Source organism: Roseobacter fucihabitans (genome assembly GCF_014337925.2).
In the GTDB taxonomy this organism is placed as follows: Bacteria; Pseudomonadota; Alphaproteobacteria; order Rhodobacterales; family Rhodobacteraceae; genus Roseobacter; species Roseobacter fucihabitans.
Genome location: NZ_CP143423.1, coordinates 2,088,750 through 2,110,654, shown reverse-complemented (window position 1 = coordinate 2,110,654; position 21,905 = coordinate 2,088,750). Strand labels below are relative to the sequence as shown.

Genomic DNA, 21,905 nt, shown 5'->3' with positions numbered 1-21,905 from the left:
GCTGAAAATAAACCGCTCTGGCGGATAGACATAAAGGGAAGAAAACATGCTGAGCATCAAGAACCTGCACGTGAAACTCGAAGAAGAGGACAAGCAGATCCTCAAAGGCGTCGATCTGGAAATCGAGGCGGGCAAGGTCCACGCGATCATGGGGCCCAACGGCTCGGGCAAATCAACGCTCTCCTATGTGCTTTCGGGCAAGGACGGCTATGAGGTCACCGACGGCTCCGCGCATCTGGAGGGCGCAGATGTGCTCGATATGGAGCCCGAAGAGCGCGCCGCAGCGGGCCTGTTTCTGGCGTTTCAATACCCCGTGGAAATCCCCGGTGTGGGCAATATGACCTTCCTGCGCACCGCCGTGAACGCGCAACGCAAAGCGCGCGGACAGGAGGAAATGTCGGCCGCTGAATTCCTCAAAGTCGTGCGCGCGCGGGCCAAGGAATTGAAAATCGACGCCGATATGCTGAAACGCCCGGTCAATGTCGGCTTTTCCGGTGGTGAGAAAAAACGCAATGAAATCCTGCAAATGGCGATGCTGGAGCCGAAAATGTGCATCCTGGATGAAACCGATTCCGGGCTCGACGTGGATGCCATGAAGCTGGTGGCCGAAGGTGTGAACGCTCTGCGTTCTGAGGGGCGCGGGTTCCTCGTGATCACGCATTACCAACGCCTGCTGGATCACATCAAACCGGACGTCGTGCACATTATGTCCGATGGTCGCATCATCAAAACCGGTGGTCCGGAACTGGCACTGGAAGTCGAGAACAACGGCTATGCCGATATCCTAGCCGAGGTGGCATAATGGCAGAGGCAGCACTTAAGATGACACCGACTGAAGCGCGGATTGCCGGCCTTACCATGCCAACGGGCGGTTGGTCCGAGGCCGCGCGCAAAGACGCCTTAGGCCGTGTGCAAGCCATGGGTCTGCCCGAGCGGCGCGATGAGTATTGGAAGTACACAAGACCCGAGACCTTGGTGCAAGCCGGTGCGGTGCATGCCGCGCTGTTTGATAGTCAGGAGTCCCCGATTTTCGGCGAAATCGACCGTTTGCAGATCGTATTTGTCGATGGTGTCTTTGACGCTGAGGCGTCGGATGATTTGAGCCTTGAAGGCGTTAGCGTCGAGCGGTTGGTCGAGGCCACGGCGGACCTGCATTGGGCACGCGATATATATGGCGTCCTGGAGAAGAATGGGCAGGACCCGGTTCAGCGCCCCCTGGCAGCTCTGAACACCGCCTTTGCGACGGATGGGGTGCTGATCCGCGTGACCGGAACGCCCTCCAAACCGATCAACCTGACCTACCATCACCGGGATGAAACAAGCGATGCGATCCTGCACCATGTTATCCGCGTGGAATCGGGCGCCGAGGTGACGGTTCTGGAAAACGGGCCGGCTGCCGCACGTTTCAACAAGGCGATGGAAGTGGATATTGCCGATGGTGCCACGTTCCATCATGTGCGCGCGCAAGGGCGTGATCATGAGCGACGCGCGGCGACCCATATCTTCACACGTCTGGGAACTGAAAGCACGTTCAAATCCTTCACGCTGACCGCGAATGGCGTGTTGACGCGCAACGAGTGCATTATCGAACTGACGGGCGATGACGCAGTGGCGCATGTCGCGGGTGCCTGTGTCGGAGACGGTGATTTCCACCATGACGACACGGTTTTCATTACGCATGACGCGGTCGGTTGTGAAAGCCGTCAGGTGTTCAAGAAGGTGCTGCGCAACGGCGCGACGGGCGTTTTCCAGGGTAAGATTCTGGTCAAGAAAGACGCGCAGAAAACCGACGGTTATCAGATCAGCCAATCCTTGCTGTTGGATGAAGACAGCCAATTTCTGGCAAAGCCGGAGCTTGAGATCTATGCCGATGACGTGGTGTGCTCGCATGGCTCGACCTCCGGGGCAATTGATGAGGATGCGTTGTTTTACCTGCGCTCGCGCGGTGTGCCGACGGCGGCGGCGACGGATCTGCTGACGCTGGCCTTTCTCGCCGAAGCGGTTGAGGAGATCGAAAACGAGGACCTGCGTGAAGAAATCACCGGCCGTTTGGCGGCCTGGCTGGAACGGCATCGCGGCTGATGGCGGTCACGCGAAACATAACGGCAACCTATCGCAACCCGAGCAAAGTCATGCGCGGGTTGTTGTCGCTGGGACCGCGCGAAGATCGCGCTTTGGCCTATCTGATGGCGGCTTGCCTCATCGTGTTCATCGCACAGATGCCGCGCTTGGCCCGCCAGGCGCATATTGAGGGGTCAGAATTGGATATGTTGATGGGGGCTTCCTTGATGGCCTGGGTTTTTATCGCGCCCTTGATGCTCTACACGCTGGCGGCAATATCGCATCTGATGGCGAAACTCTTTCGCGGAAAAGGGAGCCATTATGGGGCGCGTCTGGCGCTCTTTTGGGCCTTGCTTGCGGCATCTCCACTGATGCTGCTCAACGGTCTTGTGGCCGGCTTCATCGGTCCGGGACTGGAGTTGCAATTGGTTGGGATGGCGTGGTTTGGCGCTTTTATGTGGTTCTGGATCGGTGGTTTGATCGCCGCAGAGAGGACGCCCGCGTGAGTTTAGTCGTAAACTGGCCCCAGCTGGCCTTGCTGACTGTGCGAGACCCGAAAACGGCCGCCGCCCAGATTTTGGGCTGGCAGATCGAGCGTAATACTCTCTGGATGCTGGCCGCCCTCGTCATTGTCTGCTCCACCATCGTGTCTTATCTGTCGCATTTCATGACGCCGGTGCCGCCGCCCTATGCGTCCCTCGTTGAACAGCCGCTGCGTCTCTTTGCCATTATGGGCGGCGTGTTCCTGATCTCTGTCTACCTGCTTTTCGGGGTAGGGCGCCTCATGGGGGCGACCGGCGAACTGGATGATCTTTTGGCGCTGCTGGTCTGGCTCCAGATCCTGCGCGCGCTCGCACAGGTCGCGATCCTGGTCACGGTGCTTGTCGCGCCGGTTATTGCTGCCTTTCTGGTGCTTTTCATCCTGATGGCGACGCTTTGGATATTCGTGAACTTCATCAGTGTCGGCTTGCATTTAAACTCGCTGACACGCGCGGTTGTGGTCTGTCTTGTCACGCTTTTGGCGATTGTTTTCTTGATTGCCCTCTTTGGTCCGATGATCGGCCTCAACGCATTGGGAGTGCCCGCAAATGTATGACGTCGATCAAATTCGTCGTGACTTTCCGATACTAAGCCGTGAGGTCAACGGCAAGCCGCTGGTCTATCTGGACAATGGGGCTTCGGCGCAAAAGCCGCAGGTAGTCATCGACGCGATCACCAACGCCTATGCCAATGAATACGCCAACGTGCATCGCGGGCTACATTTTCTGTCCAATCTGGCCACGGACAAATACGAATCCGTGCGCGGCGTGATCGCCAAATTTCTTAACGCCGCCTCCGAGGATGAAATCATCCTGAATTCCGGCACCACGGAAGGCATCAACATGGTCGCCTATGGCTGGGCCATGCCGCGGATGCAGGCGGGCGATGAGATCATTCTCAGCGTCATGGAACATCACGCAAATATCGTACCCTGGCATTTCCTGCGAGAGCGCCAGGGTGTCGTGTTGAAATGGGTCGATGTCGACAGCACCGGCCATCTGGATCCCCAGGCCGTGATTGACGCCATCGGGCCGAAAACGAAGCTTGTTGCGGTTTCCCATCTGTCCAATGTTCTGGGAACGCGTGTTGATGTGAAAACCATTACCCGTGAAGCGCATGCGCGCGGGGTGCCGGTGCTGGTGGATGGCAGCCAATCCGCGGTGCATCAACCCGTGGATGTTTCCGATATCGGATGTGATTTCTTTGCGATCACCGGGCATAAACTCTACGGCCCCTCAGGCTCAGGCGCGATCTATGTGAAATCCGAGCGGATGGCGGAAATGCGCCCCTTTATCGGCGGTGGCGACATGATCAAAGAGGTGAGCAAGGAGACCGTCACCTATAACGATCCGCCGATGATGTTCGAGGCGGGCACGCCGGGTATTGTGCAGACCATCGGTCTTGGCGTGGCGCTCGATTACATGATGGGCTTGGGTATGCATAACATCGCCGCCCATGAAGATCGGCTGCGCGATTATACCGTACAAAAACTGAGTGGTCTCAATTGGTTGCAGGTACAAGGCACCACGCCGGATAAGGCCGCGATCTTTAGTTTCACGATGGACGGTGCGGCTCATGCGCATGATATATCCACCATTCTGGACAAAAAGGGCGTGGCCGTTAGGGCAGGGCAGCATTGCGTCGGCCCCCTGATGGAGCATATGGGGATCACTGCGAGCTGCCGGGCGTCATTCGGGCTCTATAATACCGAAGCTGAGGTGGATGTTCTGGTGGATGCGCTTGAACTTGCGCATGATCTTTTTGCCTGACGCGGGCGTCGGCAGCGCCACTTGAGGTGGTGGAGAAATTTGCGCGCGGGCACATAATGTACACGCTGTTTCATTGGCCAATTGGCTAGTTTAATCTCAAAAAGAGAGATTAGGCCCATGACCGATACACCTAGCACACTTGAATTCTTCCAGAAATTCTCAAATGAGGAAGCGGCCCGCCTCTTTTTCGAGAACCGCCGCTGGGCTGGTGAGGCGGTATGCGGTTATTGCGGTTCGGTTTCCGTAACTGAGTGTAAAGACCACAAACCAATGGCCTACCGCTGCAAGGACTGGACCTGTCGCGCTTTTGTGCCGCCCCAGGTGCTCGTTTAAGCCACTTTCCGTTCAAAAGCGTACCATTGCCCGGCAGGCGATTGCAAAGCAATCTGCCGAGAGGGGGCGGCATTATCATAGCAATTTCCTTTGCCGCTCATCGATACCTTGAAGCCATGCTGGCGCAGGACCTTCTGATAATCATGAGAACAATATTGGCTGCCGCGATCCGTGTGGTGCCCTCTCGGCAGATTACCTTGTAATCGCCTGTCGGGTAATAAATGCAGTCTTTCGGCGGTAACCGGAATGCAATCGCCATCTTCAGCGCCCTAATTGCCAGATCGCGCTTCATGCGATTACTGACGGCCCAACCAACGACGCGCCTTGAATGCAGGTCGAGGATGACAGCCAGGTACAACCAACCCTCTCGGGTCCAAACGTAGCTGATGTCACCAGCCCACTTCTGATTTGGCGCATCTGCGGTGAAGTCCCGATCCAGCAGGTTCGGCGCTATGTTGAACTTATGGTCGCTGTCCCCCTCTCAGCAGATTGCTGTGCAATCGCCTGCCGGGCAATGGTTGTGACCTTGTGTTTACGGGTCCTGACCACGGTTATTCCGTTCTGACGCATCAGACGACCAACACGACGATGGCCAACATTCAGACCGATCTCCTTCAGCTCTTCAGTCATGCGCGGTCGACCATAGCTGCCCGGGCTGAGACGGGACCGCTCCTTCCCTCTCATGTATTTTCAATACACTGCCGGGCAATGGATGTGCGCAAGCGTGACCAAGTCAGACCGCCGTCTTCGGCTGGCAGGACGGTTGCGGAATGCGCGTAGCCCGCTTGTGCTGACGCCCACAACATTGCACAACCGGTTGGCTGGGAAGCTGCACCTGTGTTCTTCCCCTCTCGTGCATTTTCAATGCACTGCCGGGCAGTGGATAAACCTAAATCTCATTGCTTTAGGCCCGCGAAGAACTGGGTGGCCCTTTTTAAGATCTCCCTCTTCTCCTTCAGGAGTCGGTTCTCCCGTCGAAGTCGATCATTCTCTTGAGCGAGGCTCAAATCCTCTTTCGACACCACGTCTGTATCTCGGTGCGCGGTGATCCATTTGTTCAGCGTCGACATCCCGACACCCAGATCGCCAGCCACCTGCTTGCGCGTCAGCCCACTGGTCAATGCGATACGCATTGCATCTTGGCGGAATTCGTCCGTTCGTTTCAGTCCCATAGTCCGTCTCTTTTGGTGCAGTAAATGCTATCAAAGGAGCGGCATCAAACCGCGACAGGTCCAGATTGCCGCAAGCATTTCAGCGTTCGCACAGGCACGGTTCTGGCCGAAAGTCGTCTGCCCCTGCAAAAGTGGTTGCTGGCTATCTTCATGCTCACCAGCGCCCGCAAAGGCATCCCTAGCACTCAGATGGCTCGCGAATTGGGTGTCACTCAGAAAACCGCATGGTTCCTTGCGCAGCGCATACGTGAAACTTGGATGGGTGGCGGCTCTGATAAGATGGACGGCCAGGTTCAGGTGGACGAAACCTATGTGGGCGGAAAAGAGAAGAACAAGCACGCCGATAAGAAGTTGAAAGCGGGTCGTGGCGCGGTTGGCAAGATCGCTGTTGTTGGTATGCGCGACGAAAGTGGCCAAGTTGTCGCCAAGCCTGTTAAGCGCACCAATGCGGCCACACTGGTTGGTTTCGCGCAGGAAAACGCACCAGAGGGCGGCGACGAATTCCGCGCCTACAACGGCCTTGAGGCCAAAGGCTACACACACAAGAAGTTCGGCACTCCGCTGGCGAGTACGTCCGCGACATGGCGCATACCAGGGCTGTTGAATGTCACTGAGAACTGAACCGGTATCCACTGCCCGGCAGTGCATGTTTACATGCACGAGAGGGGCGCAGCTTGCCGTTGAAGCTTTCAATGAAACCGTTCTGCCGGGGCCTTCCGGGCGCGATGTAGTGCCAGTCAATGCCGGTATCCTGAACCCATTTGAGAGGATCGCCATGCTGGTGAACTCGGTACCGTTGTCCGATACAATCGTCGTTGGCATGCCGCGTTCAGTAATGATCTGATCCAGTTCACGCGCGACCGTTGACCAGACAGCGACGTGTCGGCCACCAGCACCAAGTTCTCGCGGCTGAAGCCATCGACAACTGCCAAAATGCGAAACCGACGTCCATCTGTCAGCGCGTCAGACACGAAATCCAACGACCAATGCTGGTTCGGTCCGTTGGGCAATGCCATTGGCTTCCTCGTTCCCAACGCGCGCTTCCTGCCACCCCTGCGACACACCTGAAGCTTCTCTCTTCACGATAGATGCGCCGCACTTTCTTGTGGTTCACCTCAAAGCCCTCCCGCGCAATCATCACGTGGATGCGGCGGCACCCAAACCGACGTCGTTCACGAGAAACGCGTTTGATTGCATCTCTTAGCTCAGCATCATCGCCTCGGCGCGACAGATATCGCACCGAGGATCGATCAACTTGTAAAACATCACACGCCCGCCGTTGACTGACTTGATGGGCCGCCATCAAATGCACCACAGCTTGCCGCTTCAGGGCGGGCGTCACCGTTTTTTTGAATTGATGTCTCGCAACATGGCGTTGTCCAACATTTGTTCAGCCAACAGCTTCTTCAGCTTGCTGTTCTCATCCTCAAGCGCACCCAGTCGCTTCGCGTCGGACGGCTCCATGCCGCCATACTTCGATTTGTATTTGTAGAACGTTGCTGAGCTGATCCCCCTCCCGGCAGATTGCTTCGCAATCGCCTGCCGGGCAATGCATGCCGCCGACATACGTCCGCAGTCTTCTCACCAGCTTCCTGTTCTTTGATCATTGCTATGATTTGTTCGTCCGTGAAACGTGCCTTCATTTGTCCGTCCTGCTGGTGGGCAGACTCTACACAAATTTGGAGGAGTTTAAGGGGCGCAGGTCAGTGTGGATGCATGATGGGGATGCGTATCAATTACGCTACAGTTTCATGAAATCTTTGTGACCTATGCCGCCGAACCTCCAAAAACCTTAGCCAACTTTGTTGCCTTGGCTCCAGACTCCTCGGAGCAGAGGCGTTTCGCCGATTTTGCGCACGCGCAGAACGTCACCGCGCAAATCTGTTTTTAAAGCACCACGGTCATGCAACCGCACGGCCTTTGCGGGGTTGCTGGTGACTGTAGCAATGGCGCGGGGCAGGTCATTCCAGATATCTGCAAGGCGGAAGGCCGACAAAAGCAGCGCCGAAGGCACGTAGTCTGACGAGACAATGTCGAGAAGATCGGCTTTTGCGAGATCCTCTGCCGCAACATTGCCGGAGTGCGATCCGCCGCGGATCAGGTTGGGTGCGCCCATCATCACGGCAATGCCGTGGATCCGACAGGCGGCTGCGGCCTCAACGGTTGTGGGAAACTCTGCAAAACCCACGCCGTTTCCCGCAGAGGTTCCGACATGATCGGCCGTGGTATCATCATGGCTGGCCAGAACTGCACCCAGGCGGCGGGCTTCTTTCACGGCACCCACCTCGTGCTTTGCCCCAAGGCGTTTTTGCAGACCCAACAGAGTCTCAACATGTTCGCCAAATTCCGCGTCGTTCATCCCGCGCTTCTTAGCGACATAGGTTTTCAGCGCGGTCAGGTCACGGAACTGGCGCTGGCCCGGTGTGTGATCCATCAGGCTGACGATGCCGACCCTGTCGGATGCTCCGAATGCCGCCAATTCCTCAAGCAACGTCTCTGAACAGATTTCGGCCCGCAGATGCAGGAAATGACTGATCTTGAAATACCCCTGCGCGCGGGCCGCCAGGAGTTCATCCGCCAGCTTTCGGGCGTAGTCGATGTAGCGTCCCTTGCCGCTATGGATGGACCCCACCCGCATGGCGTCAAACACCGTCGTGATGCCCGTGGACGCCAGCTCTGCATCGTGCGCGATCAGGGCGGGCAAATGTGGCCAGTCCACCTCTGGGCGCGGTTCGATATGGCGTTCGACATTATCTGTATGCAGTTCGACAAGACCGGGAATAACGAGATCACCGGCACAATCCAGGGCACCGGTCGGGACATGATCCCCTTCAGTAATGTCACAAATGACGCCTTGTTCGATTGTCACCGCACCAGTGAGTACCCGATCTTCCAACACAAGCTGCGCATTGGCGAGACATAGGTCGCTTGACACATCGTTGTCACAAGCCTTTGTCAAAGAGGACGTGGGAAAAGGGGAATTCATGTCATACTCTCGATTTGCAATTTACTATGTGCCGCCGAATGGGCCCTTGGCCGATTTCGGAGCATCTTGGCTGGGCTGGGATGTTGTGCAGGGCTGTGAGACGCGTCAGCCAAGTTTGAGCGGTTTGCGTGGCATCACGATGACACCGCGTAAATACGGGTTTCACGGAACGTTGAAGCCGCCGTTTCGCTTGATCCAAACGCGCGCAATTGCAGAACTGGAGCAGGCCACCTCGGAGATGGCGGCATCGCTTGCCCCCGCGATCTGCGATTGTTTGCAGCTGACGACGATGGGTCGGTTTCTGGCGTTGACGTCGCAGGGCGGAGCAGAGGCCGTACAGCGGGTTGCGCAGACTTGCGTTCGTGATCTCGACGGTTTCCGCGCACCAGTCGAGGAGCAGGAGATGGCGCGTCGCCGCGCAGCAGGACTGAGTGCACGTCAGGACGCATTGCTTATTGAGTGGGGGTACCCTTACGTGATGGAAGAGTTCAGGTTTCACTTGACCTTGTCGGGGCGTTTGCCCGACGCTGCGATCCCAACTTGGACCGAGAATGTACGCCGGTTTCTGCCCGATTTGCCCACGCCCTTTGCCCTTGACCAGATCGCTTTGTGCGGTGAGCGGGAAGATGGCCGGTTCGAGGTGATCCATCGCTACACGCTCACCGGCTGAAGCAGTGCCGCCCCCCGGGCGATGGTCCGGGACAGCGGACCATCGTTGGCGAGGTGGATCACCTTAAGCCCAGTCGGCAAGGGCTTGTCAGCCTGGGCAAGGCGTTTGCTGATCTCTTCTTCCGTCTCACGTCCCCGCGCGGCCAGACGGTGCGCAAGCGTTTCCGGTTTCGCGGTGATGTTGAGAACGACGAAGCGTGGGAAAATCTCGGCCGCTTGGGCCAGAGCCTTGCGGGAGAAATTGACAAGGCAATCAGTGCCCTTGCCAAGTTGGTATTTGATGGTGATCGGAATGCCGTAATACAGCCCATGCGCGCGCCAATGCACAGCAAAAGCCCCATCTTCAACCAAGGCTTCAAATTGTGACACTGACACCGCATCGTAATCCTCGCCGCCCAAGTCGGGCGTCCGTGTGATGACGCGGCGCACCAGATGCAAATCGGGTATTGCGCCGTTTAGGCCCGCCATCACGCTGTCCTTGCCAACACCGGATGGGCCGGCAACCGCGATGAGGCGTCCCCCGGACTTTGAGGCAAGCGTCATGCAGCCATTCCGGGAGTAAAGTGGCCGACATCAATTTCACGATCACAGACGCGGGTACGGGCCGCTTCATCATGAAAAATACCGATGATGGCCGCGCCGCGCGCTTTGGCGTCCTCAATCAAGGAGAGCACCACCTCGCGGTTCGCAGCGTCGAGGCTCGCGGTGGGTTCATCAAGCAACATCGCAGGGTAGGTATGGGCAAAGCCACGGGCAATGTTCACGCGCTGTTGCTCACCACCCGAGAAGGTTGTGGGGGACAATGACCACAGTCGTTCTGGGATGTTTAACTGGGTCAGAAGCGCCGATGCGCGGTCCTGCGCGTCGATTGCCGGGACGCCTAGAGCCCGCAGAGGCTCTGCAACCACATCGAGCGTTGGCACGCGCGGCACCACACGCAGGAACTGGCTAACATAGCCCAGCACATCACGGCGCAATTTGATGATATCGCGCGGCTCAGACCTCACGATGTCCAAACCGCCAATACGAATTTCACCTGCCTGCGTCAGGTAATTGCCATAGATCATCCGCATTAGCGTGGATTTACCCGCACCAGAGGCCCCAGTGAGCGCCACGCATTCGCCAGGGGCAACCGCGAAGGACACATTGCTGATCACTTCTATCACGGCACTTCCCTGATTGTGCAGGGTAAAGGTTTTGGAAACGTTGCTAAGGTCTATCATGGCTCATACCTGTAAAACTGAACTGACAAGAAGCTGGCTATAGGCATGCTGCGGATCGTCCAGTACCTGATCTGTCAGGCCCGCCTCGACCACGCGGCCCGATTTCATGACCATCAGGCGGTCCGCCAGCAGGCGAACAACAGCCAGGTCATGGGTGACGATGATCGCTGACAACCCCATGTCGCGCACGAGTCCGCGCAGCAGATCCAGCAGTCGCGCTTGCACCGACACATCAAGACCGCCTGTGGGTTCATCCATGAACACAAGACGCGGGCCCGTCACGAGGTTGCGCGCTATTTGCAAGCGTTGCTGCATCCCGCCCGAGAAGGTTGTGGGTCGATCATCCACACGTGATGCATCAATCTCGACTCGGCCCAGCCAGTCCGTGGCCTTGTCGCGGATATCGCCGTAGTGACGCTCTCCCACTGCCATCAACCGCTCGCCCACATTGCCACCGGCGCTGACGCCCATGCGAAGCCCGTCACGGGCGTGTTGGTGGACAAAGGCCCAATCGGTGCGACCGAGCATCCGCCGCTCCGGCTCTGACATGGTAATTGTGTCGCGCGGGCCGTCGGTACGGGTGTCGAACACAACCTGTCCCGCATCGGGGGTCAGATGCCCTGCCATGCAATTGAGCAAGGTGGATTTGCCTGATCCGCTTTCGCCAACGATCCCCATAACCTCACCGGGATACAGGTCGAAAGACACATCTGCGCAACCGATATGCGCACCATATCGCTTGGTGATGCCCTGAACGGATAGCAAAGGTGTCATGCTGCGTCCTTTCCTTTGTGGCCCGTTGCCTGGCGTGCTTCACAATAATCGGTGTCAGAGCAGACAAACATCCGCCCACCTGCGTCATCAATGATCAACTCATCCAGGTAGCTGTCGGTCGCACCGCACATCCCGCAGGGGTGATTGGCCTTGGACGCCTCGAAAGGGTGATCCTCAAAGTCGAGGCTGACCACTTGGGTATAGGGCGGCAGCGCGTAAATTCGTTGTTCGCGCCCCGCGCCAAAAAGCTGGATTGCGGCCATATCACTCAGTTTGGGATTATCGAATTTAGGGATCGGCGAGGGATCCATCACATAGCGCCCTTCGACCTTGACCGGATAGGCATAAGAGGTCGCGATATGACCGTGGCGGCTGATATCCTCATAAAGTTTCACATGCATCAGGCCATATTCTTCAAGGCTGTGCATCTTTCGGGTCTCGCTTTCGCGGGGTTCGAGAAAGCGCAGCGGTTCCGGGATTGGCACCTGATAAACAAGGATCTGACCCTCGTGCAGCGGTTCTTCGGGGATGCGGTGCCGGGTCTGGATCACAGTGGCATCACTTGTCGCAGTGGTCGTCGCAACCCCTGCTGTGCGTTGAAAGAAAGTCCGTATTGAAACCGCGTTTGTGGTGTCATCGGCCCCTTGGTCGATCACCTTGAACGTGTCCTTGGGCGTCAGCACCGCAGCCGAAACCTGCACGCCGCCTGTTCCCCAGCCATAGGGCATTGGCATCTCGCGCGAGGCGAAAGGGACCTGATAGCCGGGAATGGCGAGACCCTTAAGGATTGCACGGCGGATCATGCGCTTGGTTTGTTCATCTAAGTAGGCGAAGTTATACTCGGTCATTCCGCTGCCTCCTGCACCTGTTGCGCACCCGCTTCGCGACGGAGCTTGCGCACCAGTTCCAATTCAGACTGAAAATCGACGTAATGGGGCAGTTTGATATGTTCTAGAAACCCCGTCGCCTGAATGTTGTCGGCGTGATACAAAACGAATTCTGCGTCCTGTGCGGGTGCACCAACGTTATCCTCGCCCAATTCTTCCCAACGTAGCGCGCGATCAACCAAGGCCATAGAGATCGCCTTGCGCTCGGTCTGGCCAAAGACCAGCCCGTAGCCGCGGGTGAACTGCGGCGGCTCGGTTTTCGAGCCGGTGAATTGGTTGACGGTTTCGCATTCGGTCAGGATTACTTCTCCGATCTCAACGGCAAATCCCAGTTCGGGGATTTCCATCTCAACCGGAACTGACCCGATCCGCAGCTCGCCCACAAAGGCATGGTTGCGCCCGTAGCCGCGCTGCGTGGAGTAGGCGAGGCCAAGGGTAAAGCCTTCGTCCGCGCGGGTCAGGGCTTGCAGGCGCAGGGCGCGGTCGGCGGGCATTTCCAGTGGTTCGCGGGTCAGGTCGGGGGGCGGCGTATCGTCATGGGGAGCCTCTTCGATCAGCCCTTCGCGGTTCAGGAATTCGGTGACATGCGGGACAGTGCCCGTCTCGGCGTCACGTGATGGAGCCTTAGGCACCTCGCCATCAGCGGCCAGTTTAAAATCAAGCAAACGGTGCGTGTAGTCAAAGGTCGGCCCGAGAACCTGCCCGCCGGGCAAGTCCTTGAACGTGGCCGAGATCCGCCTGTCGCAGGCCATAATGCCGGTATCGACAGGCTCGGACGCACCAAAGCGCGGCAGAGTGGTGCGATAGGCGCGAATGAGGAAGATCGCTTCGATCAGATCGCCACGCGCCTGCTTGATTGCAAGTGCCGCAAGGTCCGGATCATACAGCGACCCTTCGGCCATGACGCGATTGACGGCAAGACTTAGTTGTTCGCGGGTTTGCGCAATGCTGAGCTCCGCGACATCCGTGTTACCGCGGCGTTCTTCGGCAAGCCAGGCATGGGCATGCTCGATTGCCCTCTCTCCGCCTTTGACTGCTACATACATGTCAGGATGCTCCTACTTGCGCTATCGCTTCGCTACTTGAGCGCGAGACTTCGGTTGAGCGGGGCAAAGCGGCGAGGCGTTCGCCACAAGTGAAAATGAAATCCAGCCCCAGCGGGAACAGCGTCCGGTTTGCTTGAAACGCTTCCACTTCTGGCAAGGAAAGCGTTGCCTGATCCTTGATGCCGGGACCCGTCAAACTTGCGCCTGCCGCAAGTTCGGAACATTCGACGATGAGCGTGGCCGAGCGGTCCGGGTACTCGGACGTGCCGATCGGGTAGAGCGCGAGCGGCGCGAGCGCGTCCCACTTGCCAACCGCAAACATACAATGTGCGGGGCCAACAAAAGGGGCACCTGTGTGAAAGGCCAGCCACGCCCGCGCCGCTTCGCAATCCATATCGCCAGCCAGATAAACCGGTGTTTCCGTATCGCAGAGTGTCAGCAGAACGGCGCCCATCGCGGGCGACAGCGGGGCAGGGGGTGCTGCCCCTTCGATATCCTGAATGGTGCCCGGGCGCGCCATGGCCTCCATCACACTGCGAAAGGCGTGGGCTGACTGGGTGGCTGGATTGGCAAAGCCGCCGGACAGGGTGTTTGCCTGCATCAGTCTTCTCCTCGGGTCATGGTAAAGAAATCAACCTTTGTCGCGGCTGCCTTGGCCGCGCGGGCGGCTTTCATGGTGGCCATCCCTGCTTCCAGAGGCTCAAGGACCGTCTCGCGCAGCCTGCTTGCCATTGCGGTCTGCATAAGCGCATCGACGAGAGCGGCGACCTCGGCATCTGCTTTGCGACGCCCTTGAATATAGCTATGCCCGACTTCGCCGGTTTCCAACGTCAAAGCGCAGCGGGTTATAGTCATCTCACCCAGATTGAAGGGTGCGCCGGTGGCACCAGCGCGTGCGCGGACCATCGTGCTGCCAATCTCTGGTGCACGCAGCCACGTAAAAGCAGGGCGCGATATTTCAGCATCCAGCAGTGCGGCCACGCGGCCTTCGGGCGCTTTAGCCAGCAGACCCATCCACGCCTTGCGGGGATTATTTTCGCTCACAGTGTCTTTCATCTCGACAACTTGTCTCTTTCCTATACAACTATACATATCTTATCATATTGATGTCCTCATGACAGAAGAGTTTTGTGAAATTTGCGTGACAGTTCCGACAAAACCCCGATCTGGAAGGCCATCGCCAATGCATTGCGCAGTGACTTGGCTGAAGGACGTTATGCGCCGGGGGACAAGTTGCCGACCGAGGCTGCGCTGGCAGACCGCTTTGGCGTGAACCGCCACACGGTGCGCCACGGGATTTCGGTATTGGTTGAGGAAGGGCTGGTGCGCACCCGTCGCGGTGCAGGGGCCTTTGTCGCGGCCACGCCGACCAACTATCCGATTGGCAATCGGGTGCGGTTCCACGAAAACCTGATCGCCGCAGGCCGCAGACCCGAAAAGCGCATGCTCGCGTTGGACGAGCGCGCTGCGACGATTGGCGAGGCTCAGGCGTTGCAGATCGAGGCGGGCGATCCGATTTGTGTCTATCACGGGCTTTCATTGGCAGATGGCCAGCCGATTGCCGTATTTAAAAGCCTGTTTCCACTGCCGCGCCTTGTGGGGATCACCGCTGCATTAAAGGACACGAGTAGCGTCACACAAGCTTTGAGTGTTGTGGGCATCGACGACTATACGCGTACCTCTACCCGCATAACAGCTGTCCGCGCCACGGCAACCCAAGCGTTGCTTTTGCATGTTACAGAGGGCGACCCACTGCTAAGGTCTTCCAGTGTTAATCAATGCGCGAACGGGCAACCTGTAGAATACGGTCGCACGTGGTTTGCGGGAGATCGCGTCACACTGACGCTTTGATCCACTTACCGCTCGTCATGCTCTTGCAGGTTTTGTACGCCATTTCGGCAGAAGCGGTACAGCTTTGTCTTGTTCGCGCCCGGTGCCCGCCAGCGCCAGCGCGACATGGTAAAGCATCGTGATTGCCTCCTCATGCTTGATGGGCAGATCTTTTGCCGCAATCGGCGCCCCCACATTCACTTGGAACCTTTGCCGATGTTTGTTCAGCGTCTCGTGGAACAACGTTATGTCGCGCAGACTGTGGTGGATGGCGTCGAACAGAAAAAACAGCGCCGAATTGCGAGCCGTTATCCGTATCGCTATATCGCTATATCGCTATAATGGGTACACCGAGTTTGCGCGCAATTGTCACCGGAGATGACATCCAGCGTCGTTAGTGAAGCTGGAGGCCCCGCCGCTTGGCGGGCCGCGCCGAAGGGAAGATCACGCCAAGCCAACCCGCCTCAACCGCCTGTTTAGTGTGGGCCATCGTCGCGCGCGTCTTGGCATGGCTGCGGCGGTTAACGCGCCATTCAACGGCTGCGATCATATCCTCCATCTGGGGAAGGATGCGCAAAATGTCGCTATTGGTGAAAAAACATGTATCGGGTCGCTTTGCTGCAAGCAGCCAGTGCAGGATGATCCCGTCTGCGATGCCTGTCGGATGATTAGCCACAATCAGTACCGGACCGGTAGCGGGGATACCGGTAGCGGGGATAAGGTCAAGGCCACTGCAGGTAACGCCCGGTTGTTTCCACTGATTACACCAATGACAAAAGATCAAGCATCATTGATGCGCTCTCAACCATGGTGATCAACGGCACGCAGGTGAAGGTCTACGCATGGTATGACAACGAGATGGGCTATGCGCACCGGCTGGTGGATGTGGCCTGCATGGTCGAGGACAGTCTGTAACCGAAAGCGTTATGCGGCCCGAAGGCCTGTCGGCCTTTATCGCGGTAACGGCGGCCTACTGGGCGTTCATGCTGTCCGACGGTGCATTGCACATGCTGGTGCTGTTGCACTTTCATACGCTGGGCTTCTCTCCGATACAGCTGGCTTATCTTTTTGTCCTTTATGAAATCGCGGGCGTCATCACCAATTTGTGCACAGGCTGGATTGCCGCAAGGTTTGGCCTGACGTCGACGCTCTATGCAGGACTAGCGTTGCAAGTGCTGGCGCTGCTGGCCTTGGCGCAGCTTGATCCGGGCTGGGCGATTGGCGCATCGGTTGCCTTTGTCATGCTTGTGCAGGGTTCAAGCGGCGTGGCCAAGGACCTTGCCAAGATGTCGTCGAAATCCGCCGTCAAATTGCTGGCACCATCTCAGGACGGAGCGCTTTTTCGCTGGGTGGCAATTCTGACAGGGTCCAAGAACATGGTGAAAGGCGCAGGGTTTCTGCTAGGCGCGGTTTTGGGGGCAACGCTTGGATTTGTCTGGGCGGTTTTGGGCATGGCCGCGATCCTTACCGCAATTTTGCTGGTTCTGCTGGCCGTTTTGATTGCCATGCCGCCGGGGGCTGCCCAAGGGACGCAAGGACACGAAATTTTCGGAGGTATTTTCAAAATCTTCTAACGTGAACTGGCTTAGTACGACACGGGTGTTCTTGTTCGGGACGCGGGACCTCTGGTTTTTTGTCGGCATTCTGATCTATTTCTACGCCGTTCTGTCGGATGGCACAACCGAGGGCAACCGCGCCGCATTCTTCATGATCGGGACGTTCGTGGCCGTTTGGGTCATTCTCTATGGCCTCGTTCAGGCTAACGCGCCGCGCATCTTGCGGGCGAAGGGGCGGTCCGAGGCGGATCTGATTGGCGCTGCCCGCACATGGCTGGGGCCTCGCCGCAGTTCCGGTGATGCTGAAATCGCGGCTGTCACCGCCACAGAGCAGCAACTGTGGTTCACCCTCACGCTTGTCATCGGCTTGCTGATCTTCGGGGCGGTCTTCGCAGTGAACTCATCCTTACATTCCTACCTGATCCTGACCTTTACAAAGGCAGAGCGGGTCACGATGGATGTGGGCTTTTACTACATGGCCAATGCGGGCGGGCGGTTGGCTGGAACCTTGCTGTCGGGCCTGACTTATCAGGCAGGTGGTCTTGCGCTGATGCTGGGCACTGCCGCAGGGATGGTTGCAGCGTCGGCGATCACGGTGGGTTTCTTGAAGCCGGAGAATGGTTTGAAATGACGGGGTCGCGGCCCTTCAGGCCTTATACCGTTCTTCAAACTCGAAGCCATAGATCGAATGGGCAATACTTCGGGGTGAAAGCCCGTATGTCTCGTTTCTGAGAAAGTCCATCATCCCCTGTGCGTCATCAGAGAATGTGGCAATCGTTGCAGGCGAGATCGGCGCGCCGATTGCGATCTCCACTGGTTTGTCAGTCTTGCGCCGAAACTCTTTCAGCAAGAGCGCCACGCGCAGATTATAATGGATATGGCTGGCCAACTGAAACAATCGCGAGTTCTGACCGTCAAAGAAGACCGGAACCACGGTCGCATTTGATTTGGTAATCATGCGCGCCGTGAACCGTCGCCAGCCGGGATCAAATGGCTGCTGGAAAGGTTTTGCTGCGGTCGATACGGTCCCACCGGGAAAGACGCCTATCGCGCCGCCTGCCTTTAGAAATTCCAGAGCCTTCGCGCGGGTCTCCAAGTTCAGCTTTAACGCGTCTTTAGTGTTGTTAAAACTGATGGGCAGAACAATCCGGTTAAGATCCGGCGCATCCTGAAACACACTATTTGCCAGAATGCGGAAATCACCACGCCGCGTGGACAGGAGGTATCCCATGATTAACCCGTCAAGGATACCAAAAGGATGATTTGCTACGACAACCAATGGACCCTCCGCAGGAATGTCCGCGATAGCTCCCGAAACCACATCAAGGCTTAACCCATAGCGGCTGACCATGACTTCCCAGAAACTGCGGCCCTGCGCAATTTCGGCATCATAGTCTCGCGCCCGCTGGATCAGATGAAGCCGCCCGGTTGCATTCTCGATCAGCTTGATCACTGCTTGGCCCGAGCGTGATTGTGCGGACTTGGCATAGGAAACCTGAGAACGGTCGCGTCTATCCATCTGCTTTGACCCTTATGATACGCCTGCCTTTGCCTAACGGCGCAACGCTACAACTTTGTGACGTCTGGTGTCAGATCGTGCCCTCGTAGCGCTCCAGAAATTCCTCTGCACTGAGGTTGCGAAAATCCTCAAGCGCGTCGCGCAGGCGTGCGTGCGGCCAATCCCACCATGCAAGTTCCATAAGCCTTTCAACAACCCGTGGTTCAAAACGAGGACGCATCGGGACAGCGGGGATGCCTGCCACGATCATGTAGGGAGGCACATCCTTAGTGACAATTGCACCGCCTGCGATAACTGCCCCAGGGCCGATGTTCACTTCGGGCCGGATCTGCGCGCCATGGCCAAGCCATGTATCGTGACCAATCACCGTGCGACGGCTGCGCCTGTGGGCGAACCAAGCGTCATCGTGATCTGCATCTTCGAAATAATCGGCTGAGCGATAGTGAAAGTGATGCAAACTCGCTTTTTCCATCGGGTGGTCTGTGGCGCCGATCCGTACGAACGCTGCAATGTTGGAGAACTTGCCCACGGAGGCATTGGCAATGTCGGCAAATCGGTCGCAGTATGAATAGTCATCCATATGGGAATGCGCCAAGCGGCTGCCGCGTCCGATTTCCACATACTGTCCGAACGTTGCATCTGTGATCTCGCAATCGGGATGAATAAAGGGGACGTCCGGTTTCAATCTGGTAGCATTCAAAACGCGCGCTCCTCGCCATTCCACCGAAAGAACTTGCCGGTTTGCTCAAACTTAAGCGTTTCCGCCAGTGCGACGATCCCTGCCGCGACCTCACACGGGGTAAGATCCGCCTCTGCCCCACCCATATCGGTTTGCACCCAACCGGGATCGACAAGCACGACGGCAATGCCGTCAGGGTGCAAGTCCGTCGCCAGGCCTTGCATGACCTTATTTACCGCAGCCTTGGAGGCGCGGTAGGCAATACGATCCGATTTGGCATAACCCATATATGACATCTGACTTGAAACTGTCAGGATACGGGGCCTGCTGCTACGCCGCAAATGATCCAGACAGGCCGTGCTGACGGCCAGAGCACCAGCGACATTGACCGCAAATGTATAGGCCATTGCAGTCCAATCCATATCGGTTGTAAGGCTGTCCGGTCCGATAATACCTGCATTATTGATCACAATATCAATCGGATGGTTGATCGCTGATATCGCGTCCTGGACTTGCTGGGGATTGCTGACATCAAAGATGACATCGCCACCCTGTCCCGCACGCGAGGCGCGCAGCACGTCATGCCCGAGATCCCCTGTACGTGCAGCCAGTGCCGCGCCAATCCCCCGGTTGCTTCCGGTGATCAGGATGCAGGCCATTAGTCTTTGCGCCCGATCAGCTTGCCGCGCAGCCAGCCTGAGAACCAGTCCATGAACATCACCATGGCGATGATCAGGACAATATAATATGCAACCTCCTCCCAGTCTTTCTGGGTCTGGATTGCTTGGGTCAGCATAAGGCCGATGCCACCGCCCGTGATCGCGCCGATGATGGTGGCAGAGCGGGTGTTGGATTCAAGGAAGTAAAGGATTTGGGCCAGAAGCACCGGCACAATCTGCGGTATGACGCCAAAGCGGTAGCGTTGGAGCGGCTTGGCTCCGGTCGAGGCGACGCCCTCGATTTGCTTTTGATCCACGTTTTCCAAAGCCTCCGAGAAGATTTTGCCAAAGGTGCCGGTATCCGTGATCAGGATTGCCAATGCGCCAGTAAGCGGGCCGGGGCCAAAGGCGCGGGCCAGGACCACCGTCCAGATCAGCGCATCGACACCGCGCACAAAATCGAACAGGCGGCGGGTCGCAGCGCGCACTAGCATGAACGGCGAGAACCGTTTGGCTGCCAGAAAGCCCAAGGGCAGGGCGATGATCGCTGCCCCCATTGTTCCAAGGAAGGCCATCAGGATCGTCTCGCCAATCGCCCAAGCCACATCCTTGTGCCGCCACATGGCGTTGTTCCACCAATCGGACACTGCGCCAGTGATGTTGCCGCGCGCAGGGTCGATCTGGTCGCCAAACAGGATCGTGGCCAAGGACTGTCCGTAGTAGGGGCTGTCGAGCGTGAACCAGAACAGCTCCCATCCGGGGAAATAATTAAAAACCTCGGTCCGAGCGCCCGTCAAGGTAATGCGGCCTTCGGGCGTGGTGATGCCCACGCGGCGGTCCGAGGCGGAAATCCAATCGGGCAGATCATCGGGCAGGTTGGTCGTGACGGTGCGCCCCTCGGCCTGCGCCTCGATCAGTTGGAAGCCGGGAATTTCGATCTCGGTCCGGTTGTCTGGCAGATATCGCACAATATGCTCACGCCCCAGATCAATGATGATAGCATCATCGCCGGTCACCCAATCGGGTCTTTGATCTTCGGGGTAGCGGCCCTTGCGCTCTCCTTCGACGGCATAGGTGATCTCTCCTGATCGATTGTCCCGGGTGACATGCACCTTGTGGGACCAGCTGTCGGAAGCCAGCGTCACGGCGTTTTCCATATTGGCGCGTCCGGCAAGACCCGGCAGGTCAAACGCGAAGAAGATATAGACGAAATAAACTGCGATGACCGCAGGGATGCCAAAACCAATCAAGCGCTTGCGCTGAAAGAGCTTTTCGGCCTCAAACTTGGTCGCGTCCAGATCAATAGTGGTCATTGGCCTTGTCCCTCCGTCAAACGATTGCGGTAGCGGCTGGACACTTGATCGAAGAACACGATCGTGCCGAACAGGAGGATGAAAATCGCGGCCGCTTCGTCAAAGCGGCCTGGTCCCCAAGCCATGGAATTGCGCAGCTCATATCCAAGACCACCCGCACCAACAAAGCCTAGTATAGCGGATGCACGAATGTTGATCTCGAACCGGAGCAATGCGTAGCTCACGTAGTTTGGCGCGACCTGCGGCAGCACACCCAGAAGCATCCGCTGCGACCATGTGGCACCTGCGGAGGCAAGCCCTTCGACAGGTTTCAAATCTGTGTTCTCAGACACTTCGGAAAACATCTTGGCCAGAGCACCAGCCGTGTGGATGGCAATTGCGATCATCGCGGGAACGGGCCCACCGCCCAGCACAAAGATCAGGACCAGCGCGATGACGATCTCGGGCACGGCGCGCATGATATCCGAGATGCGGCGGAACAGAGGTATCATGCGTGGCCATTTGGCAAGGCCACGCGTGCCGAGCAACGACAGGAACAAGCCGCCAATAGCCCCGATGAGGGTCGACACAGCGGCGATATTTATTGTTTCTACCAAGGCGGGAAAATACTTAACGATGAGGGCAGGCAGATCGGCCCGCTTTTCCCATGCCTCTGAAAGAACATCGGCGGGGTAGTCGCCGATCTGATGCAGCCCATCCCAGAAACCGCCAGCGTTGCGGTCATCTGCGACATTGAACCCGGAAACCATCAGAACGACGAAAATCAGAAGAGTGAGACCGCCATAGAGCCTGCGGCGCTGTACCTGCGCCATATAGCTGGCTTGAATGCCATCTACGTGGTGTGGCGCGCCACTGAGTGATATATCTGCCATCCTGACCCCCGGACAAA

The 21,905-nt window shown here is 57.5% G+C and carries 22 protein-coding genes and 6 pseudogenes; 11 read left to right on the top strand and 17 right to left on the bottom strand.

What is annotated here, in order from left to right:
- Positions 1-46: 46 nt before the first annotated feature.
- From sufC to ROLI_RS10310, 6 genes and pseudogenes are all read left to right on the top strand, one after another.
- Entirely contained in the window at positions 47-802 is a 756-nt protein-coding gene (gene sufC, locus ROLI_RS10335; protein ID WP_187430651.1) for a Fe-S cluster assembly ATPase SufC, read from the top strand.
- A complete protein-coding gene (gene sufD / locus ROLI_RS10330) occupies positions 802-2,082 on the top strand; it encodes a Fe-S cluster assembly protein SufD (RefSeq protein ID WP_187430652.1) in 1,281 nt (426 codons plus the stop codon). Before sufC ends, sufD begins: the two co-directional genes overlap by 1 nt.
- Positions 2,082-2,567: a YIP1 family protein gene (locus ROLI_RS10325; RefSeq protein ID WP_187430653.1), complete on the top strand. Its 486-nt coding sequence runs from the start codon at positions 2,082-2,084 to the stop codon at positions 2,565-2,567. Before sufD ends, ROLI_RS10325 begins: the two co-directional genes overlap by 1 nt.
- The gene (locus ROLI_RS10320; RefSeq protein ID WP_187430654.1) at positions 2,564-3,157 is read left to right on the top strand and encodes a YIP1 family protein; all 594 of its coding nucleotides are present in this window, start codon (positions 2,564-2,566) and stop codon (positions 3,155-3,157) included. Before ROLI_RS10325 ends, ROLI_RS10320 begins: the two co-directional genes overlap by 4 nt.
- Positions 3,150-4,370, top strand: coding sequence for a cysteine desulfurase (locus ROLI_RS10315; RefSeq protein WP_187430655.1), 1,221 nt, complete (start codon positions 3,150-3,152; stop codon positions 4,368-4,370). The genes ROLI_RS10320 and ROLI_RS10315 overlap by 8 nt, the downstream gene beginning before the upstream one ends.
- Positions 4,371-4,487: 117 nt before the next feature.
- Positions 4,488-4,673: pseudogene (locus tag ROLI_RS10310) on the top strand (transposase); the annotation flags it as partial.
- A 95-nt stretch (positions 4,674-4,768) separates the two neighbouring features.
- Here the strand turns inward: ROLI_RS10310 and ROLI_RS10305 are convergent.
- Positions 4,769-5,875: pseudogene (locus tag ROLI_RS10305) on the bottom strand (IS3 family transposase); the annotation flags it as partial.
- A gap of 63 nt (positions 5,876-5,938) precedes the next feature.
- Here ROLI_RS10305 and ROLI_RS10300 point away from each other — a divergent pair.
- Positions 5,939-6,480: pseudogene (locus tag ROLI_RS10300) on the top strand (IS1595 family transposase); the annotation flags it as partial.
- A gap of 62 nt (positions 6,481-6,542) precedes the next feature.
- On the opposite strand, the pseudogene ROLI_RS10295 reads toward ROLI_RS10300, so the two are convergent.
- Positions 6,543-7,518, bottom strand: a pseudogene (locus ROLI_RS10295) (IS3 family transposase); the annotation flags it as partial.
- Between the two features lie 149 nt (positions 7,519-7,667).
- Positions 7,668-8,861: an alpha-D-ribose 1-methylphosphonate 5-triphosphate diphosphatase gene (locus ROLI_RS10290; protein WP_187432120.1), complete on the bottom strand. Its 1,194-nt coding sequence runs from the start codon at positions 8,859-8,861 to the stop codon at positions 7,668-7,670.
- On the opposite strand from ROLI_RS10290, the gene ROLI_RS10285 reads away from it, so the two are divergent.
- Positions 8,860-9,531, top strand: coding sequence for a DUF1045 domain-containing protein (locus ROLI_RS10285; RefSeq protein ID WP_187432121.1), 672 nt, complete (start codon positions 8,860-8,862; stop codon positions 9,529-9,531). The genes ROLI_RS10290 and ROLI_RS10285 overlap by 2 nt on opposite strands.
- Here ROLI_RS10285 and phnN read toward each other — a convergent pair.
- Genes phnN through phnG form a run of 7 tightly spaced genes read right to left on the bottom strand, consistent with a single transcriptional unit; the run spans position 9,513 to position 14,516 of the window.
- Positions 9,513-10,073, bottom strand: a complete 561-nt coding sequence (phnN, locus tag ROLI_RS10280; RefSeq protein ID WP_187432122.1) for a phosphonate metabolism protein/1,5-bisphosphokinase (PRPP-forming) PhnN — start codon at positions 10,071-10,073, stop codon at positions 9,513-9,515. The two genes, ROLI_RS10285 and phnN, sit on opposite strands and share 19 nt — an antisense overlap.
- Complete coding sequence (gene phnL / locus ROLI_RS10275) at positions 10,070-10,753, bottom strand: phosphonate C-P lyase system protein PhnL (RefSeq protein WP_187432123.1); 684 nt, start codon at positions 10,751-10,753, stop codon at positions 10,070-10,072. The genes phnN and phnL overlap by 4 nt, the downstream gene beginning before the upstream one ends.
- Before the next feature lie 3 nt (positions 10,754-10,756).
- Complete coding sequence (gene phnK / locus ROLI_RS10270; RefSeq protein ID WP_187432124.1) at positions 10,757-11,527, bottom strand: phosphonate C-P lyase system protein PhnK; 771 nt, start codon at positions 11,525-11,527, stop codon at positions 10,757-10,759.
- A complete protein-coding gene (locus ROLI_RS10265; RefSeq protein ID WP_187432125.1) occupies positions 11,524-12,375 on the bottom strand; it encodes an alpha-D-ribose 1-methylphosphonate 5-phosphate C-P-lyase PhnJ in 852 nt (283 codons plus the stop codon). Before ROLI_RS10265 ends, phnK begins: the two co-directional genes overlap by 4 nt.
- Entirely contained in the window at positions 12,372-13,460 is a 1,089-nt protein-coding gene (locus ROLI_RS10260) for a carbon-phosphorus lyase complex subunit PhnI (protein WP_187432126.1), read from the bottom strand. Before ROLI_RS10260 ends, ROLI_RS10265 begins: the two co-directional genes overlap by 4 nt.
- 1 nt (position 13,461) lies before the next feature.
- Entirely contained in the window at positions 13,462-14,061 is a 600-nt protein-coding gene (gene phnH, locus ROLI_RS10255) for a phosphonate C-P lyase system protein PhnH (RefSeq protein ID WP_187432127.1), read from the bottom strand.
- Positions 14,061-14,516, bottom strand: coding sequence for a phosphonate C-P lyase system protein PhnG (phnG, locus tag ROLI_RS10250; protein ID WP_187432128.1), 456 nt, complete (start codon positions 14,514-14,516; stop codon positions 14,061-14,063). Before phnG ends, phnH begins: the two co-directional genes overlap by 1 nt.
- A gap of 81 nt (positions 14,517-14,597) precedes the next feature.
- On the opposite strand from phnG, the gene phnF reads away from it, so the two are divergent.
- Positions 14,598-15,311, top strand: coding sequence for a phosphonate metabolism transcriptional regulator PhnF (gene phnF / locus ROLI_RS10245; RefSeq protein WP_187432129.1), 714 nt, complete (start codon positions 14,598-14,600; stop codon positions 15,309-15,311).
- A 15-nt stretch (positions 15,312-15,326) separates the two neighbouring features.
- Here phnF and ROLI_RS23960 read toward each other — a convergent pair whose 3' ends face one another.
- Positions 15,327-15,533: a hypothetical protein gene (locus ROLI_RS23960; RefSeq protein WP_405049014.1), complete on the bottom strand. Its 207-nt coding sequence runs from the start codon at positions 15,531-15,533 to the stop codon at positions 15,327-15,329.
- Between the two features lie 151 nt (positions 15,534-15,684).
- Complete coding sequence (locus ROLI_RS23955) at positions 15,685-15,966, bottom strand: 1-acyl-sn-glycerol-3-phosphate acyltransferase (protein WP_405049013.1); 282 nt, start codon at positions 15,964-15,966, stop codon at positions 15,685-15,687.
- 65 nt (positions 15,967-16,031) lie between these two features.
- On the opposite strand from ROLI_RS23955, the pseudogene ROLI_RS10235 reads away from it, so the two are divergent.
- Positions 16,032-16,205 (top strand): annotated as a pseudogene (locus ROLI_RS10235) (glyceraldehyde-3-phosphate dehydrogenase); the annotation flags it as partial.
- Positions 16,206-16,216: 11 nt separating this feature from the next.
- Positions 16,217-17,477: pseudogene (arsJ, locus tag ROLI_RS10230) on the top strand (organoarsenical effux MFS transporter ArsJ).
- Between the two features lie 15 nt (positions 17,478-17,492).
- Here the strand turns inward: arsJ and ROLI_RS10225 are convergent.
- The 5 genes from ROLI_RS10225 to phnE (ROLI_RS10205) form a co-directional block, all read right to left on the bottom strand.
- Positions 17,493-18,365, bottom strand: coding sequence for a lysophospholipid acyltransferase family protein (locus tag ROLI_RS10225; protein ID WP_187432130.1), 873 nt, complete (start codon positions 18,363-18,365; stop codon positions 17,493-17,495).
- A gap of 70 nt (positions 18,366-18,435) precedes the next feature.
- Positions 18,436-19,050 (bottom strand): chloramphenicol acetyltransferase, encoded by a 615-nt coding sequence (locus ROLI_RS10220; RefSeq protein WP_262386694.1) that lies wholly within the window; start codon positions 19,048-19,050, stop codon positions 18,436-18,438.
- An 11-nt stretch (positions 19,051-19,061) separates the two neighbouring features.
- Positions 19,062-19,703, bottom strand: a complete 642-nt coding sequence (locus tag ROLI_RS10215; protein WP_187432132.1) for an SDR family NAD(P)-dependent oxidoreductase — start codon at positions 19,701-19,703, stop codon at positions 19,062-19,064.
- Complete coding sequence (gene phnE / locus ROLI_RS10210) at positions 19,703-21,016, bottom strand: phosphonate ABC transporter, permease protein PhnE (protein ID WP_187432133.1); 1,314 nt, start codon at positions 21,014-21,016, stop codon at positions 19,703-19,705. The genes ROLI_RS10215 and phnE (ROLI_RS10210) overlap by 1 nt, the downstream gene beginning before the upstream one ends.
- The gene (gene phnE, locus ROLI_RS10205; RefSeq protein WP_187432134.1) at positions 21,013-21,888 is read right to left on the bottom strand and encodes a phosphonate ABC transporter, permease protein PhnE; all 876 of its coding nucleotides are present in this window, start codon (positions 21,886-21,888) and stop codon (positions 21,013-21,015) included. Before phnE (ROLI_RS10205) ends, phnE (ROLI_RS10210) begins: the two co-directional genes overlap by 4 nt.
- Positions 21,889-21,905 lie beyond the last annotated feature (17 nt).

Coding starts and splice junctions, on each gene's coding strand:
- sufC (WP_187430651.1), top strand. CDS start 47: ATGCTGAGCATCAAGAACCTGCACGTGAAACTCGAAGAAGAGGACAAG.
- sufD (WP_187430652.1), top strand. CDS start 802: ATGGCAGAGGCAGCACTTAAGATGACACCGACTGAAGCGCGGATTGCC.
- ROLI_RS10325 (WP_187430653.1), top strand. CDS start 2,082: ATGGCGGTCACGCGAAACATAACGGCAACCTATCGCAACCCGAGCAAA.
- ROLI_RS10315 (WP_187430655.1), top strand. CDS start 3,150: ATGTATGACGTCGATCAAATTCGTCGTGACTTTCCGATACTAAGCCGT.
- ROLI_RS10285 (WP_187432121.1), top strand. CDS start 8,860: ATGTCATACTCTCGATTTGCAATTTACTATGTGCCGCCGAATGGGCCC.
- ROLI_RS10290 (WP_187432120.1), bottom strand. CDS start 8,861: ATGAATTCCCCTTTTCCCACGTCCTCTTTGACAAAGGCTTGTGACAAC.
- phnN (WP_187432122.1), bottom strand. CDS start 10,073: ATGACGCTTGCCTCAAAGTCCGGGGGACGCCTCATCGCGGTTGCCGGC.
- phnL (WP_187432123.1), bottom strand. CDS start 10,753: ATGATAGACCTTAGCAACGTTTCCAAAACCTTTACCCTGCACAATCAG.
- phnK (WP_187432124.1), bottom strand. CDS start 11,527: ATGACACCTTTGCTATCCGTTCAGGGCATCACCAAGCGATATGGTGCG.
- ROLI_RS10265 (WP_187432125.1), bottom strand. CDS start 12,375: ATGACCGAGTATAACTTCGCCTACTTAGATGAACAAACCAAGCGCATG.
- ROLI_RS10260 (WP_187432126.1), bottom strand. CDS start 13,460: ATGTATGTAGCAGTCAAAGGCGGAGAGAGGGCAATCGAGCATGCCCAT.
- phnH (WP_187432127.1), bottom strand. CDS start 14,061: ATGCAGGCAAACACCCTGTCCGGCGGCTTTGCCAATCCAGCCACCCAG.
- phnG (WP_187432128.1), bottom strand. CDS start 14,516: ATGAAAGACACTGTGAGCGAAAATAATCCCCGCAAGGCGTGGATGGGT.
- ROLI_RS10225 (WP_187432130.1), bottom strand. CDS start 18,365: ATGGATAGACGCGACCGTTCTCAGGTTTCCTATGCCAAGTCCGCACAA.
- ROLI_RS10215 (WP_187432132.1), bottom strand. CDS start 19,703: ATGGCCTGCATCCTGATCACCGGAAGCAACCGGGGGATTGGCGCGGCA.
- phnE (WP_187432133.1), bottom strand. CDS start 21,016: ATGACCACTATTGATCTGGACGCGACCAAGTTTGAGGCCGAAAAGCTC.
- phnE (WP_187432134.1), bottom strand. CDS start 21,888: ATGGCAGATATATCACTCAGTGGCGCGCCACACCACGTAGATGGCATT.